The organism is Pseudomonas kielensis (genome assembly GCF_030505375.1).
GTDB classification, from domain to species: domain Bacteria; phylum Pseudomonadota; class Gammaproteobacteria; order Pseudomonadales; family Pseudomonadaceae; genus Aquipseudomonas; species Aquipseudomonas kielensis.
This window is the reverse complement of the sequence record NZ_CP130043.1, coordinates 1,299,821-1,314,855: the sequence shown is the minus strand read 5'-3', so window position 1 is coordinate 1,314,855 and position 15,035 is coordinate 1,299,821. Positions and strand designations below refer to the sequence as shown.

Here is a 15,035-nt window from a genome sequence, read left to right as displayed (position 1 = left end):
GGCGGGCCACGGCGTCGGTTCTTTCGCTGTTACTTAGTGCACCAGCATGCCAGTGAACCAATAGGCCTGGGCCAGTGTGATCAGGCCGACAATGGTTGCAAAGAATAGGCTGTGCTTGAGGGTGAAGCGGAACAGGTCCGACTCTTTGCCCACCAGGCCGGTCGCGGCGCAGGCCACGGCGATCGATTGTGGCGAGATCATTTTGCCGGTCACGCCGCCGCTGGTGTTGGCGGCCACGAGCAAGGTGTCGCTGACGCCGATCTGGTGCGCGGTGGTTGCCTGCAGCGAACTGAACAGGGCATTGGAGGAGGTGTCCGAACCGGTCAGGAACACGCCCAGCCAGCCGAGGAATGGCGAGAAGAACGGGAACGCCGCGCCGGTGCCGGCCAGGACCAGGGCCATGGTCGACGACATGCCCGAGTAGTTGGTGACGAAGGCGAAGGCCAACACCATACCGATCGAAAGGATCGGCCAGCGCAGTTCGTAGAAGGTTTCCTTCAAAGTGGTCAGACCAGTTTTGAAGTTGATCTTCAGTACCCACATCGAGATCAGTGCGGAGAAGAAGATCGCCGTGCCGGTCGCCGAAATCGGGTCCAGCTTGAACACCGCAGGAATGGCCGTCGGGTTGGTGACGATCGGGGCGACCTTGATCACCATCTGGTCCAGGTGCGGGATGGCGAAGTTGAACACCCAGCTGTACATCGAGCCGCCCGCGGCAAACATCGCCTTGAAGGGCTTGAGGGTCCAGATGGTCACCAGCACGGTGAGGATCAGGAACGGCGACCAGGCCTTGATGATTTCACCCAGGCTGTAGGGCGAAGCCACGCTGGTGCGTTTCTGCCCGAAACCACCGGCGCTGGCGGTGACTACGGCGTCCGAGGTGACACCGGCGATCTGCGCGCCAGCGGTACGTTTAGGCTGCCAGACCTTGAGGAACAGGGTCAGGGAAATCAGGCTGGCCAGGGCCGAGGTGATGTCCGGCAGTTCCGGGCCGATGAAGTTGGAGGTGAAGTACTGGGTGATAGCGAAGCTCAGGCCAGCGACCAGGGCGGCCGGCCAGGTTTCCCGCACGCCGCGCATGCCGTCCATCATGAATACCAGCCAGAACGGCACGAACAGCGACAGCAGTGGCAGTTGGCGGCCAGTCATGGCGCCGATCTTGAAGGCGTCGATGCCTGTCACCTGGCCGGCGACGATGATCGGGATGCCCAGTGCGCCAAACGCCACGGGGGCGGTGTTGGCAATCAGGCACAGGCCGGCGGCGTACAGCGGGTTGAAGCCAAGGCCGACCAGTAGGGCGGCGGTAATGGCCACTGGTGCGCCGAAGCCTGCCGCACCTTCGAGGAAGGCACCGAAGCAGAAGCCGATCAGCAGCACTTGCAGGCGCTGGTCATCGGTAATCGACAGCACGGAGCTGCGGATCACTTCGAACTGGCCGCTCTTGACCGTGAGTTTGTAGAGGAACACGGCGGCCACGATGATCCAGGCAATGGGCCACAGTCCGTAGGCGAAACCATAACCGGCGGCGGCGAACGCCATGTCGACCGGCATCTGGAAGGCAAAGATCGCCACCAGGATCGACAACGCCAGGGTGATGCTGCCGGCGACGTGTCCTTTGAGGCGGAACACGGCCAGAGCCAGGAAGAAAAATACGATGGGGATAACGGCCGCGAGCGCGGACAAGCCGAGACTGCCGAGCGGGCTGTAGAGCTGTTGCCAGGTTTGCATATGGGGTGGCCCCTAATTGTTGTTGGTCAGGCACTGATCGCGTTCTTGGATAATTGGTAAGACCAATTTACAATCGCTGTGGGCTAGGTTAAAAGCCTTGTGGGTGGTGTGTCAATTTGCCGCCCTAAAACTTTTGTCGAATGAGCGGTGCAGGGGCCATCTGATCCGCTCGATCAAATGTGCTCTGGTAGGTGCTGGCGCGGCGTCTATAGGCCAGAATAGAGAGCCCGGCGAGCCGTCGGGATGGTGGAGAATGAGTTATGGGGTTTGATCAGGTTCGTCAGCGCCGTTTGTCTGACGATATTGTCGAGCAGCTCGAGGGGATGATTCTCGAGGGCACGCTGAAGTCCGGTGAGCGGTTGCCGGCAGAGCGCGCCTTGGCCGAACAGTTTGGGGTGTCGCGACCTTCGCTGCGTGAGGCCATCCAGAAATTGACGGCCAAGGGCTTGCTGGTCAGTCGCCAGGGCGGCGGCAACTATGTGGTCGAGTCCCTGGGCTCGACCTTCAGCGACCCCCTGCTGCACCTGCTGGAAAGCAACCCTGAAGCCCAGCGTGATTTGCTGGAATTTCGCCACACCCTGGAAGCTTCATGCGCCTACTACGCCGCGTTACGGGCGACTGAGGTCGATCGTCAGCGATTGACGGCGGCGTTCGAAGCGTTGCAGGACTGCTACACCCGTCACGATGAGGTGAGTCGGGCGGAGGAGGGGGCGGCGGACGCCAGGTTTCACTTGGCAATTGCCGAGGCCAGCCACAACGCCGTGTTGCTGCACACCATTCGTGGGCTGTTTGATCTGCTCAAGCGCAACGTGGTGACCAACATCGGCGGCATGTACCAGCAACGCACGGAAACCCGCGACATGCTGATCACTCAGCACCGGGAGCTGTACCTGGCGATTATCGAAGGGCGCGCCGAGCAGGCACGGGAAGTTTCCAGTCGCCATATCCTGTATGTGCAGGAAGTGCTGGAAGAGGTGCGACAGCAAGTGCAGCGCGAAGCTCGGGCGGAGCGGCGCAAGGGAATGTGAGCATGATCGTTCCCACGCAGGGCGTGGGAGCGATCCATTCAAGGGGGGAGTTAGTCTTCCTTGCCCTTGTTGCGCACCGCGCGCTGCAGCTCGCGGCCGGCATCACGTTCGCGCTCGGTATCGCGCTTGTCGTATTCCTTCTTGCCCTTGCCCAGAGCGATCTCGCACTTGACCATGTGCTTGCTCCAGTACCAGGACAGGCATACGCACGCATAGCCTTTTTGCTGCACGGCAGCCGCCAGCTTTTCCAGCTCGCGCCGGTTGAGCAGCAGTTTGCGGGTGCGCACCGGGTCGGCAATGACGTGGGTGCTCGCGGTCATCAGGGGCGTGATGTGGCTGCCGAGCAGCCAGGCTTCGCCATCCTTGAGCAGCACATAACTGTCTACCAGTTGCAGCTTGCTCGCCCGCAGACTTTTTACTTCCCAGCCGGCCAGGACCAGACCAGCCTCGAACCGATGTTCGATGAAGTAATCGTGTCGCGCCTTTTTATTCTGCGCGATGGTCCCTGTTGGGTGTTTCTTCTGTTTAGCCATAGGGGCGGCATTATAGGCAGTTGCGCGCAAGTCGGCTACGGGGATCCTGCGTGCTTGAGCGCATTGAGTGAATCCCGGACAATGCGCCCTCTTTTTTAGTGGTTGGGCGTAGTGTCGATGTCGTCAGACAAGGTTTCAGTCCACGGTAGTTGGGCGAGCCGTTGGGTATTCATACTCGCTGCAACCGGCTCGGCCGTGGGCCTGGGGAGCATCTGGAAATTCCCCTACATGGTCGGCGTCTATGGCGGCGGTGCGTTTGTCCTGGTGTTCCTGGCGTGTATCGCGTTGATTGGCCTGCCGGTGATGCTGGCGGAAACCCTGATCGGTCGCCGGGCCCGGCAAAGTCCGGCGAATGCCTTGAAGGTGTTGGCGCTGGAGGCTGGGCATTCGGCGAAATGGTCCTGGGGGGCATTTGCCGGGATGATCACGGCGCTGCTGATCCTGTCTTTTTACAGCGTGGTGGGCGGCTGGTCCCTGGATTACATCATCAGCATGGGCCGGGGGGACTTCCAGGGCGTGGCGGCCGATCAGGTCGGTGCCTACTTTGAGGGGGTGATCGCCAACCCGTGGCGCCTGACACTCTGGCATAGCCTGTTCATGCTGCTATCGGCAGCTGTCATCGCCAAGGGCGTGGTGGCGGGGCTGGAGCGCAGCCTGCGGATCATGATGCCGCTGCTGTTCGTGATGCTCCTGGTGTTGCTGGGCTACAGCATGACCACCGGGCATTTCATGGAGGGCGTGCATTTCATGTTCGACTTCGATTCGGCGAAAGTCCTTGGCGGCCTGTTGCCCGCGATGGGGCATGCGTTCTTTTCCCTGAGCGTGGGCGTGGGCTCGATCATGATCTACGGTGCTTATATGCCCAAGGATTCGTCGCTCTCCGGCACTGTGGTCGGGGTTGCCCTGCTGGATACCTTTGTTTCGCTGCTGGCCGGCCTGGCGTTGTTTCCGATTGTGTTTGCCGGCGGTTTGAATCCGAGTGAGGGGCCGGGGCTGATGTTTGTCAGCCTGCCGTTTGCTTTTGGTAATGTGGCGTTCGGCCAGGTGATGGGGGTGGTGTTTTTTGTCCTCGTGGCCATCGCGGCCTGGAGTTCGGCGATCTCCCTGCTCGAACCCATGGTCGCGTACCTGGTTGAGCGGACGAAAATCCGCCGTGGCTGGGTGACGTTCTGGCTGGCCTTCAGTTGCTGGTTTGTTGGCCTGGGCACGGTGTTTTCCTTCAATATCTGGAAGCAGGCCAAGTTTTTTGTGAACGACGGCGCCGGGTTCCACCTCTACCAATGGGGTGCGCACAGCGGCCTGGACTTCTTTGGCGTGATCGATTTCTTCACCTCGCGGATCATGTTGCCGCTCGGTGGATTGTGTTTTGTGGTGTTTGCGGGTTGGGTCATGAATCGGGGAGCGGTGCGCGACGAACTGTCGATCCGCAATCCGGCGCTGTTTGCCCTGACCTTGTTTTTGATGCGCTATGTGGCGCCCATCGGCATTCTTGTAGTGTTTGCCGCCCAGCTGTGGAAGTGACGCTGACATGACGACCCATATTCAACGTTCGGCTCTGTTGCCGTATCCGGCGCAAGCGCTTTATGACCTGGTCAATGACGTGGCGCGTTATCCGGAGTTCCTGCCCTGGTGTTCCGAGGCCAAGGTGATGGAAAGCTCCGCCGAGCATATGCGTGCCAGCGTGGGGGTGGCCAAGGGTGGACTGAGCCAGCATTTTGTTACGCGAAACACCCTGGTGCCGGGGCATTCGATCGAGATGAATCTTGAGGAAGGGCCTTTTACCCAGTTGCACGGCGTCTGGGTGTTCAAGCCCCTGGGCGAAAAGGCCTGCAAGATCAGTCTGGACCTGACGTTCGATTACGCCGGGCCGATTGTGCGGGCGACGCTGGGGCCGCTGTTCAATCAGGCTGCCAATACCTTGGTCGACGCGTTCTGTCAGCGGGCCAAGCAACTGCATGGGTGAGTCGTTGATGGACATCGAGGTGGTGTATGCCGCCGTTGATCGTCAGGTCTTGCTGACGGTTCAGGTGCCTGCGGGATGCAGTGTGCGTGCGGCGCTGGGGTTGTCGGGGATCGCTGGGGGGTTCCCGGAGCTGGATCTGGCGAGCTGCACGGTGGGGGTTTTTGGCAAGGTGGTGGCTGATCCTGAGCACTGCCTGGTTCGGGCGGGGGATCGTCTTGAGATTTATCGGCCGTTGTTGGCTGATCCCAAGGAGGTTCGTCGGTTGCGGGCTGCGAAGGCGGCGCGGGCTAAGGCTTCTTGATGCCGTGGTCACGGTGACCCAGCGCCCTCTGTAGCGGCAGGCGAGCCAATGCTCGGCCTGTTGTGGTTTTACGCAATAAAAAAGCCCGGCATGCCGGGCTTTTTCTTGTGTCGCATAATGTTACTGCGTGGTGTCCAACGGCTCTGGTGTTGGCACCGGAACGGTTTCTACACCGTCCACGTCCTTCTGGATCTGGTCCAGCAGTGAGCCTGGCTTGACCGGCTTTTCTGGTTTTGGCTGTTCGACGTTTTCCACTGGGGCGGTCACGTTGGTGCCGCTGTCCTTGCCCAGCAGGGCTTCGTCACGGCTTACACCAGGCATGAAGTCGCCCGACAAGCTGACGAGTTGGTCGTCTGGATTGAAGGTAACGCTGATGCGTTCCTGTTGGCGTTCACCGCCACCAGGCTGCAGGCTGTAGAGGTAATCCCAGCGATTGGCATGGAACGTGTCGGTCAGCAGAGGGTTGCCCATGATAAACCGTACTTGCCGGCGGGTCATTCCCGGGCGTAACTGGTCTATCATGTCCTGCGTGACGACATTGCCCTGCTGGATGTCGATTTTGTAAACCCCGGGGAATGAACAACCGGCGAGTGCGAGCAGTCCCACGAAGGTGAAACTGGTTAGCAAGAGCTTGGTGTTTTGCATCGGTGGGCGACTTCCACTATCTTGGCTGGGACAACGTAAACGCCGATCATACCCGCATTAAGAGAAGCTGCGAAGCAGCATCGCGAGAAAGCTGACCATGGTTGAAAATAGCGAACTACGCAAAGCCGGCCTTAAAGTGACCCTGCCACGGGTCAAGATTCTGCAAATGCTCGATTCCGCCGAGCAGCGTCACATGAGTGCCGAGGATGTCTACAAGGCATTGATGGAAGCTGGCGAGGATGTTGGTCTGGCCACGGTTTACCGTGTACTGACTCAATTCGAAGCGGCTGGTCTGGTGGTCCGTCATAACTTCGACGGCGGCCACGCGGTCTTCGAACTGGCTGACGGCGGCCACCACGACCATATGGTCAACGTGGATTCCGGTGAAGTGATCGAGTTCTTCGACGAAGAGATCGAAAAGCTTCAGAAGGCAATCGTTGAAAAGCACGGTTTCGAGTTGGTGGATCACAACTTGGTACTGTACGTACGCAGCAAAAAGTAAGCATGTCGCGCGGACTCAGGTCCGCGAAACGAACGAAGGCGACCCAAGGGTCGCCTTCGTGCTATCTGGCCCATTCAACTCTTGGCCGTTACCACCATTTTTTTCGCGTGAGCCAGGGATTCCTTGGTCAGGTCGATGCCCCCCAGCATTCGTGCCACTTCTTCTATTCGCTCGTTCTTGCTCAGCTTGGAGACCGCCGTGCGTGTGGCCTGCTCACCGCGGACCTTATGCACAAACAGGTGTTGATGCCCCTGGGAAGCCACCTGTGGCAAGTGCGTGACCGTCAGAACCTGGCCGCGCTCACCAAGGCGGCGCAGCAGTTGGCCGACAATTTCTGCAGTCGGACCACCGATGCCCACGTCCACTTCGTCGAATACCAGGGTTGGTATGCGTGAGGTTTGCGCGGTGATCACCTGGATCGCCAGGCTGATACGCGACAGCTCGCCACCCGAGGCGACTTTCGCCAGCGCCTTGAGCGGTTGCCCGGGGTTGGCGCTGACCAGCAGCTCCACCTGTTCCAGGCCATTGGGCAGCAACTCGGCGCTGGTGTTGGCGCGCAGTTCGATGCTGAAGCGCCCGCCCGGCATGCCCAGGCGCTGGATTTCCTGTTCGACGGCGTGGGCCAGGCTGGAGGAGGCCTGGTGGCGCAGGTCGCTCAGCTCCCGCGCTTTCTCTTGATAGTGGCGGGCAAAAGCCCCCAGTTCTTCGCTGAGGCGCTCGATGGATTCATCGTTGGCATTCAGGGTTTCCAGCTCGTCCAGCAGCCGTTGCTGGAGGTCGGCGACCTCGGTGGGCTGGATCCGGTGTTTGCGTGCCAGGGTATAGATGGTGTCCAGGCGCTCTTCGAGTTGTTGCAGGCGTGCCGGATCGGCGTCGAAGTTGTCGAGGAAGCGGTTCAGTTCGCCGACCGCTTCTTCGACCTGGATCTGCGCACTGGTGAGCAGGTTGGTGGCTTCGCCCAGGGCATTGACCGTGTTGTTGACGCTGGACAGGCGATTAAGGCTGGCGGTCAGGGCGTTCAGCACATTGCCGGAATCGCTTTCGCTGCACTGCTCGACCACCTGTCGACAAATGCCCAGCAGGGTTTCCGCGTTGGTCAGGTTTTTATGCTCTTGCTCGAGCTGTTCCAGTTCGTTGTCGCCGAGGCCGAGATTTTCCAGCTCTTCGAGTTGATAGGTGAGCAACTGGTGGCGAGCGCGTTGTTCGTCGCCGGAGTTGGAGAGGCGTTCGAGCTCCTGACGAGTCTGGCGCCAGCGTTGAGCGGCGAGTTGGACCTGGCGGGCCAGGTCGGTGGCGCCGGCGTACTCGTCGAGCAGGCGGCGATGGGTATCGGTTTTGAGCAGTGACTGGTGCTCGTGCTGGCTGTGGATGTCGATCAGCAGTTCGCCGAGGGCCTTGAGGTCGCCAAGGGGGCAGGGCGTACCATTGATGTAGCCGCGCGAGCGACCCTCGGCGGTGATGACCCGGCGCAGGATGCACGGGCCGTCGTTGTCCAGGTCGCGTTCAGCGAGCCAGGTGCGGGCTTCCGGGATGTCGACCAGGTCGAAGGTGGCCAGGATGTCGGCCTTTTCCGCGCCCGGGCGTACCACGCCGCTGTCGGCGCGATCGCCTAGGGTGAGGCCCAGGGCGTCGAGCATGATCGACTTGCCGGCGCCGGTTTCCCCTGTGATCACGCTCATCCCGCGATCGAGTTCGAGATCGAGATGTTCAACGATGGCGTAGTTGTGTACGGACAGGTGCACCAGCATGAAGGCCGCTCCCAGGCTTAATGTCTGGTTATTTATACAGTAGTTTATTTGCCCCTGACAATGCCCTCGTTTAGCTCGATTTGCTTGGTGTCGGTGTTTTTTTAAAACCTGGCGTCAGGCCAATACAGTGGTTTTTGTGTGGGTAATGCGCTTCTGCACACGGCAGGCCCTTGAACCTGCAAATTGCGACCCCATATACCGGAACAGAAGCGCGAGTCGAGTTCGCGCACGATTTTGAAAGGAGAAATCTATGGCTGACGAACAGACGCTGGATACGCAAAATCTAGACGCCAATCAGGCTCCCCAAGCATCGGGTGAAGACCTGGTGGCTCGTGTACAAGTGCTCGAAGAGCAACTGGCTGGCGCTCAGGATCAGGCTTTGCGTGTTGCGGCTGATCTGCAGAACGTCCGCCGTCGCGCCGAGCAGGATGTAGAAAAGGCTCACAAGTTCGCGCTGGAAAAATTCGCTGGCGACCTGCTGCCGATCATCGACAGCCTGGAACGCGGCCTGGAGCTGTCCAGTCCGGACGACGAAAGTATTCGCCCGATGCGTGAAGGGATCGAACTGACCCTGAAAATGTTCCAGGACACCCTCAAGCGCTATCAGCTGGAAGCAATCGATCCGGAAGGTGAGCCGTTCAACGCTGAGCACCATCAGGCGATGGCCATGCAGGAAAGCGCCGACATGGAACCTAACAGCGTGCTGAAGGTGTTCCAGAAGGGCTACGTGCTCAATGGTCGCCTGCTGCGCCCGGCCATGGTCGTGGTCAGCAAGGCCCCGGCGCCGGTTTCGCCCTCGATTGACGAGCAGGCTTGAAATCCGCCGCAAGGCCCCCATCTATAAGTCAAGCGTTTAAGTGCTACCGCAGTTAGCCACCACTGCTGCGGCAACCAAATCCAAAGTTTCGGGAGAGTTAACATGGGCAAAATTATCGGTATCGACCTGGGGACTACCAACTCCTGCGTCTCCATCCTTGAAAACGGTAACGTAAAAGTTATCGAGAACGCCGAAGGCGCGCGTACCACTCCGTCGATCGTGGCTTATGCCAACGATGGCGAAATCCTGGTTGGCCAGTCGGCCAAGCGTCAGGCAGTGACCAATCCGCACAACACCCTGTACGCGGTGAAGCGTTTGATCGGTCGTCGCTTTGAAGAAGAAGTGGTTCAGAAAGACATCCAGATGGTCCCTTACAAGATCGTCAAGGCAGACAATGCCGACGCCTGGGTTGAAGTGAACGGCCAGAAAATGTCGCCGCCACAGATCTCGGCTGAAATCCTCAAGAAAATGAAGAAAACCGCCGAAGACTACCTCGGCGAGGCAGTGACTGAAGCGGTAATCACCGTTCCTGCCTACTTCAACGACAGCCAGCGTCAGGCAACCAAAGACGCCGGCCGTATTGCTGGTCTGGACGTAAAACGTATCATCAACGAACCAACCGCAACTGCACTGGCTTACGGTATGGACAAGGCCAAGGGCGATCACACCGTGATCGTTTATGACCTGGGCGGCGGTACGTTCGACGTTTCGGTGATCGAAATCGCTGAAGTCGATGGCGAGCACCAGTTCGAAGTACTGGCTACCAACGGTGACACGTTCCTGGGCGGTGAAGACTTTGACATTCGTCTGATCGACTACCTCGTCGACGAATTCAAGAAAGAAAGCGGCATGAACCTCAAAGGTGACCCGCTGGCCATGCAGCGCCTGAAAGAAGCCGCTGAAAAAGCCAAGATCGAGCTGTCTTCGAGCCTGCAGACCGACGTCAACCTGCCGTACATCACTGCAGACGCGACCGGTCCTAAGCACTTGAACGTGAAAATCTCCCGCGCCAAGCTGGAAGCGCTGGTAGAAGACCTGGTTCAACGCACCATCGAGCCTTGCCGCATTGCGCTGAAAGACTCGGGCATCGACGTTGGCGCGATCAACGACGTGATCCTGGTCGGCGGTCAGACCCGTATGCCTCTGGTGCAGAAGGCTGTTACCGATTTCTTCGGTAAAGAAGCCCGTAAAGACGTGAACCCGGACGAAGCGGTTGCCATGGGTGCTGCTATCCAGGGCGCGGTACTGGCCGGTGATGTGAAAGACGTGCTGCTGCTCGACGTCAGCCCGCTGACCCTGGGTATCGAAACCATGGGTGGCGTGATGACCGCGCTGATCGAGAAAAACACCACGATTCCTACCAAGAAATCGCAAGTGTTCTCGACTGCCGACGACAACCAGGGCGCTGTGACCATTCACGTGCTGCAAGGCGAGCGTAAGCAAGCTGCCCAGAACAAGTCTCTGGGCAAGTTCGACCTGGCCGAGATTCCACCAGCACCACGTGGCGTGCCACAAATTGAAGTGACCTTCGACATCGACGCCAACGGCATTCTGCACGTAGGCGCCAAGGACAAGGCCACCGGCAAGACTCAGTCGATCGTGATCAAGGCCAACTCCGGTCTGTCCGAGGAAGAGATTCAGCAGATGATTCGTGATGCTGAAACCAACGCCGACGAAGACCGCAAGTTCGAAGAGCTGGCGTCCGCCCGTAACCAGGGTGATGCGCTGGTGCACTCGACTCGCAAGATGGTCGCAGATGCTGGCGACAAAGTGACTGCCGAAGAGAAGGCTGCCATCGAAGCGGCAGTGGTTGCCCTGGAAGCCGCCGTCAAAGGCGACGACAAGGCTGCCATCGACGCCAAGGTTGAAGAGCTGTCGAAAGTCTCCGCACCCGTGGCGCAGAAGATGTACGCCGAACAGGCTCAGCCTGCTGAAGGCGCAGCACCGAAGGATGAGTCGGCGCAAAAGGCTGACGACGTTGTCGATGCTGAGTTTGAAGAAGTCAAAGACCACAAGTAAGTTGTTGGTCGGCCGGTTGACTGCCTTTGTGCGGTGACTGGTAGGATGTCGCCGCGCGGGAGCTTGCTCCCGCGTTGGCGTGTCTGGAGTACACGAATTTTTACCGCGGGCGACAACGTTCGCCTGCCGGTGGTATGGCCGGGAATGCTCCTGCTTTTCGAGCCGCAAGTACCGTATCGAATCAAAGACCAGGATCGTTGAATTGACGTGAGTTGGGTCCGGGCCTGTATTGGGGCTCAACGAGTTTGGCAAGGCTCAGGAGGGGTTTGCCGGACGTCCTTAAGAGTGCAAAGACTTATGGCAAAGCGTGACTATTACGAAGTGTTGGGTGTCGAGCGTGGCACGAGCGAAGCGGACCTGAAGAAGGCTTACCGTCGCTTGGCGATGAAGCACCACCCGGACCGTAATCCTGACGACAAAGCGTCGGAAGAGATGTTCAAAGAGGCCAACGAGGCCTACGAAGTGCTGTCCGATTCCAGCAAGCGCGCGGCGTACGACCAGTATGGTCATGCCGGTGTCGACCCAAGCATGGGCGGCGGCGGTGCCGGTTTCGGCGGGCAGAATTTCTCTGACATCTTTGGTGATGTGTTCAGTGATTTCTTTGGTGGTGGTCGTGGCGGTTCCCGTGGCGGCGCGCAGCGCGGCAGCGACCTGCGCTACACGCTGGAGCTGAACCTGGAAGAAGCGGTGCGCGGCACGACCGTGAATATCCGGGTTCCGACGCTGGTCAACTGCCAGCCGTGCGACGGTTCGGGCGCCAAGAAGGGCTCCTCGCCCGTGACGTGCCCAACCTGCGGCGGTATCGGCCAGGTGCGCATGCAGCAAGGGTTCTTCTCGGTGCAGCAAACCTGCCCGCGCTGCCACGGCCAGGGCAAGATCATTTCCGATCCGTGCAACTCCTGCAACGGCGAAGGGCGTGTCGAAGAGTACAAGACTCTGTCGGTGAAAGTGCCGGCGGGCGTGGATACCGGCGACCGCATCCGCCTGTCGGGTGAGGGCGAGGCGGGGACCCAGGGTGGGCCGACCGGCGACCTGTATGTGGTGATCAACGTGCGCGAGCACTCGATCTTCCAGCGTGACGGCAAGCATCTGTTCTGCGAAGTGCCGATCAGCTTCGTCGATGCCGCCCTGGGTGGCGAGCTGGAGATTCCGACCCTCGATGGTCGGGTCAAGCTGAAGATCCCTGAGGGCACGCAAACCGGCAAGCAGTTCCGGGTGCGTGGCAAAGGCGTTGCCCCGGTGCGTGGCGGCGGTGCCGGTGACCTGATGTGCCGTGTGGCGGTCGAGACGCCGGTCAACCTGAGTCGTCGTCAGCGTGAGTTGCTGGAAGAGTTCCGCAGCTCCCTGGCGGATGACAACAGCCACTCGCCGAAAACCACTGGCTGGTTCGAAGGCGTGAAGCGTTTCTTCGGCGACCTGTAAGGAATCTGGTATGCGACGTATAGCTGTGATGGGCGCTGCTGGGCGCATGGGCAAGATTCTGGTGGAGGCGGTGCAGCAACGCGCACCGCTCACCGGCCTGACGGCGGCCATCGTGCGCCCTGGCAGCACGCTGATTGGCGTGGATGCCGGTGAGCTGGCGTCGCTGGGGCGGATCGGGGTGCCCCTGGTGGGCAACCTGGAGGCCGTAGCGCAAGAGTTCGATGTGTTGATCGACTTCACGCTGCCGGAAGTCATGCTCAAGAACCTGGCGTTCTGCCGTAAGGCAGGCAAGGCCATGGTCATCGGCACGACGGGTCTGGACGCCGCGCAGAAGCAGGTGTTGGCCGAGGCGGGCAAGGATATTCCGATTGTGTTTGCGGCCAACTTCAGCGTCGGGGTCAACCTGTCGCTCAAGCTGTTGGACATGGCGGCGCGGGTGCTGGGTGATGATGCTGATATCGAGATCATCGAGGCTCATCACCGGCATAAGATCGATGCGCCATCCGGCACGGCGCTGCGCATGGGCGAGGTGATTGCCGATGCGCTGGGGCGTGACCTGCAGAAGGTCGCGGTCTATGGTCGTGAAGGCCATACCGGTGCTCGTGAGCGCGAGACCATCGGCTTTGCCACTGTTCGCGGTGGTGATGTGGTGGGTGATCACACGGTGCTGTTCGCCTGCGAGGGCGAGCGCCTGGAAGTGACCCACAAGGCTTCCAGTCGCATGACCTTCGCCAAGGGCGCGGTGCGTGCTGCGCTATGGCTCGATGGCCGCGAGCCAGGCCTGTATGACATGCAAGACGTGCTCGATCTGCGTTAAGATACGCCCGAAATCGGGTTCGAACCTTGCGTTCGAGCCCGATTTTATCCGCCAAGCGACGCCCTGTCGCATTCTCTAGCCTTTCAGGCTCATTGGCGGTAGACCAAAAAAGCCTTTTTCTGTAAGCTACAGCTTTAGTGTGTCCACTAAAAGCGCGCAGAATAATTCAGTGAAGAAGCGGGGTGACGTGTCCATACGTCACTCCGCTTTTTTACAACCTGCGATCGCCCCTTCAGGCTTTATTTACGGGAGGTCTTCTTGACTAAGCCAGCCATACTCGCCCTTGCTGATGGCAGCATTTTTCGCGGCGAAGCCATTGGAGCCGACGGTCAAACCGTTGGAGAGGTGGTGTTTAACACCGCCATGACCGGCTATCAGGAAATCCTTACCGATCCTTCCTACGCCCAACAGATCGTTACCCTGACTTACCCGCATATCGGCAACACTGGCACCACGCCAGAAGATGCCGAGTCCGACCGCGTATGGTCTGCCGGCCTGGTCATTCGTGACCTGCCACTGGTTGCGAGCAACTGGCGTAACACCATGTCCCTGTCCGATTACCTGAAAGCCAACAATGTGGTGGCTATCGCCGGTATCGACACTCGCCGCCTGACACGCATCCTGCGTGAGAAAGGCGCGCAGAACGGCTGCATCATGGCTGGCGACAACATCAGCGAAGAGGCCGCTCTGGCAGCCGCGCGCGGTTTCCCAGGCCTGAAGGGCATGGACCTGGCGAAGGTCGTCAGCACCCAAGAGCAATATGAATGGCGCTCGACTGTCTGGGATCTGAAAACCGACAGCCACGCGACCATCGAAGCCAGCGAGTTGCCCCATCACGTGGTGGCTTACGACTACGGCGTCAAACTGAACATCCTGCGCATGCTGGTCGAGCGCGGTTGCCGCGTGACCGTGGTGCCGGCACAAACCCCTGCGGCCGATGTGCTGGCACTGAAGCCGGACGGCGTGTTCCTGTCCAACGGCCCGGGTGATCCGGAGCCTTGCGACTACGCGATCCAGGCGATCAAGGAAGTCCTTGAAACCGAGATCCCGGTGTTCGGCATCTGCCTCGGTCACCAACTGCTGGCCCTGGCCTCCGGCGCCAAGACCGTGAAAATGGGCCACGGCCACCACGGTGCCAACCACCCGGTCCAGGACCTGGACACCGGTGTGGTGATGATCACCAGCCAGAACCACGGTTTCGCGGTGGACGAAGCGACCCTGCCAGCCAACGTGCGTGCGACCCACAAGTCGCTGTTCGACGGCACCCTGCAGGGTATCGAGCGTACCGACAAGAGCGCCTTCAGCTTCCAGGGTCACCCTGAAGCCAGCCCTGGCCCGAACGACGTAGCGCCACTGTTCGATCGCTTCATCAACGAGATGGCCAAGCGTCGCTGATCGCTGGCCTAGATGCAGCAAAGCCTGGGGGTGGTCACTGTTGCGGTGACCCCTCAAGGCTTCACAGATTGAACAAGACGGCTTGCCGACTGACCTGCGGATTTGAGTGACAAACCC

At 59.8% G+C, this 15,035-nt stretch carries 14 protein-coding genes; 10 read left to right on the top strand and 4 right to left on the bottom strand.

All coding sequences use genetic code 11. The features are described 5' to 3' along the window. Positions 1-33: 33 nt before the first annotated feature. Positions 34-1,728 (bottom strand): lactate permease LctP family transporter, encoded by a 1,695-nt coding sequence (locus Q1W70_RS06445; RefSeq protein WP_166590398.1) that lies wholly within the window; start codon positions 1,726-1,728, stop codon positions 34-36. Positions 1,729-1,988: 260 nt separating this feature from the next. Between Q1W70_RS06445 and Q1W70_RS06440 the strand changes: the two genes are divergently transcribed. Then, positions 1,989-2,756, top strand: a complete 768-nt coding sequence (locus Q1W70_RS06440) for a GntR family transcriptional regulator (RefSeq protein ID WP_166590399.1) — start codon at positions 1,989-1,991, stop codon at positions 2,754-2,756. A 50-nt stretch (positions 2,757-2,806) separates the two neighbouring features. On the opposite strand, the gene smpB is transcribed toward Q1W70_RS06440, so the two are convergent. Next, positions 2,807-3,289 carry an SsrA-binding protein SmpB gene (gene smpB, locus Q1W70_RS06435; protein WP_095169483.1) on the bottom strand — a complete coding sequence of 161 codons (483 nt, stop codon included), beginning with the start codon at positions 3,287-3,289 and terminating at the stop codon, positions 2,807-2,809. Between the two features lie 117 nt (positions 3,290-3,406). On the opposite strand from smpB, the gene Q1W70_RS06430 reads away from it, so the two are divergent. From Q1W70_RS06430 to Q1W70_RS06420, 3 genes are read left to right on the top strand one after another with little or no spacing between them, the layout of a single operon-like run. Continuing rightward, the gene (locus tag Q1W70_RS06430; RefSeq protein WP_166590400.1) at positions 3,407-4,810 is read left to right on the top strand and encodes a sodium-dependent transporter; all 1,404 of its coding nucleotides are present in this window, start codon (positions 3,407-3,409) and stop codon (positions 4,808-4,810) included. A gap of 7 nt (positions 4,811-4,817) precedes the next feature. Then, complete coding sequence (locus tag Q1W70_RS06425) at positions 4,818-5,252, top strand: type II toxin-antitoxin system RatA family toxin (protein WP_166590401.1); 435 nt, start codon at positions 4,818-4,820, stop codon at positions 5,250-5,252. Positions 5,253-5,259: 7 nt separating this feature from the next. Then, the gene (locus Q1W70_RS06420; protein WP_436799879.1) at positions 5,260-5,553 is read left to right on the top strand and encodes an RnfH family protein; all 294 of its coding nucleotides are present in this window, start codon (positions 5,260-5,262) and stop codon (positions 5,551-5,553) included. A 120-nt stretch (positions 5,554-5,673) separates the two neighbouring features. Here the strand turns inward: Q1W70_RS06420 and Q1W70_RS06415 are convergent, their stop codons facing one another. Beyond that, positions 5,674-6,198: an outer membrane protein assembly factor BamE gene (locus Q1W70_RS06415; RefSeq protein WP_166591417.1), complete on the bottom strand. Its 525-nt coding sequence runs from the start codon at positions 6,196-6,198 to the stop codon at positions 5,674-5,676. A 97-nt stretch (positions 6,199-6,295) separates the two neighbouring features. On the opposite strand from Q1W70_RS06415, the gene fur reads away from it, so the two are divergent. After that, positions 6,296-6,700, top strand: a complete 405-nt coding sequence (gene fur, locus Q1W70_RS06410; protein WP_166591416.1) for a ferric iron uptake transcriptional regulator — start codon at positions 6,296-6,298, stop codon at positions 6,698-6,700. Positions 6,701-6,774: 74 nt separating this feature from the next. Here fur and recN read toward each other — a convergent pair whose 3' ends face one another. Further along, positions 6,775-8,448 (bottom strand): DNA repair protein RecN, encoded by a 1,674-nt coding sequence (gene recN / locus Q1W70_RS06405; protein WP_166591415.1) that lies wholly within the window; start codon positions 8,446-8,448, stop codon positions 6,775-6,777. Positions 8,449-8,698: 250 nt separating this feature from the next. Here recN and grpE point away from each other — a divergent pair, with 250 nt between their 5' ends. The 5 genes from grpE (at position 8,699) to carA (ending at position 14,918) form a co-directional block, all read left to right on the top strand. Then, the gene (grpE, locus tag Q1W70_RS06400) at positions 8,699-9,265 is read left to right on the top strand and encodes a nucleotide exchange factor GrpE (RefSeq protein WP_166591414.1); all 567 of its coding nucleotides are present in this window, start codon (positions 8,699-8,701) and stop codon (positions 9,263-9,265) included. 102 nt (positions 9,266-9,367) lie between these two features. Further along, a complete protein-coding gene (dnaK, locus tag Q1W70_RS06395; protein WP_302098685.1) occupies positions 9,368-11,284 on the top strand; it encodes a molecular chaperone DnaK in 1,917 nt (638 codons plus the stop codon). A 297-nt stretch (positions 11,285-11,581) separates the two neighbouring features. Continuing rightward, the gene (dnaJ, locus tag Q1W70_RS06390; protein ID WP_095169475.1) at positions 11,582-12,706 is read left to right on the top strand and encodes a molecular chaperone DnaJ; all 1,125 of its coding nucleotides are present in this window, start codon (positions 11,582-11,584) and stop codon (positions 12,704-12,706) included. A gap of 10 nt (positions 12,707-12,716) precedes the next feature. Then, on the top strand, positions 12,717-13,523 hold the full coding sequence (gene dapB, locus Q1W70_RS06385; RefSeq protein ID WP_166591412.1) for a 4-hydroxy-tetrahydrodipicolinate reductase: 807 nt from the start codon (positions 12,717-12,719) through the stop codon (positions 13,521-13,523). A gap of 258 nt (positions 13,524-13,781) precedes the next feature. Continuing rightward, complete coding sequence (gene carA, locus Q1W70_RS06380; RefSeq protein WP_185818540.1) at positions 13,782-14,918, top strand: glutamine-hydrolyzing carbamoyl-phosphate synthase small subunit; 1,137 nt, start codon at positions 13,782-13,784, stop codon at positions 14,916-14,918. Positions 14,919-15,035: the final 117 nt, after the last annotated feature.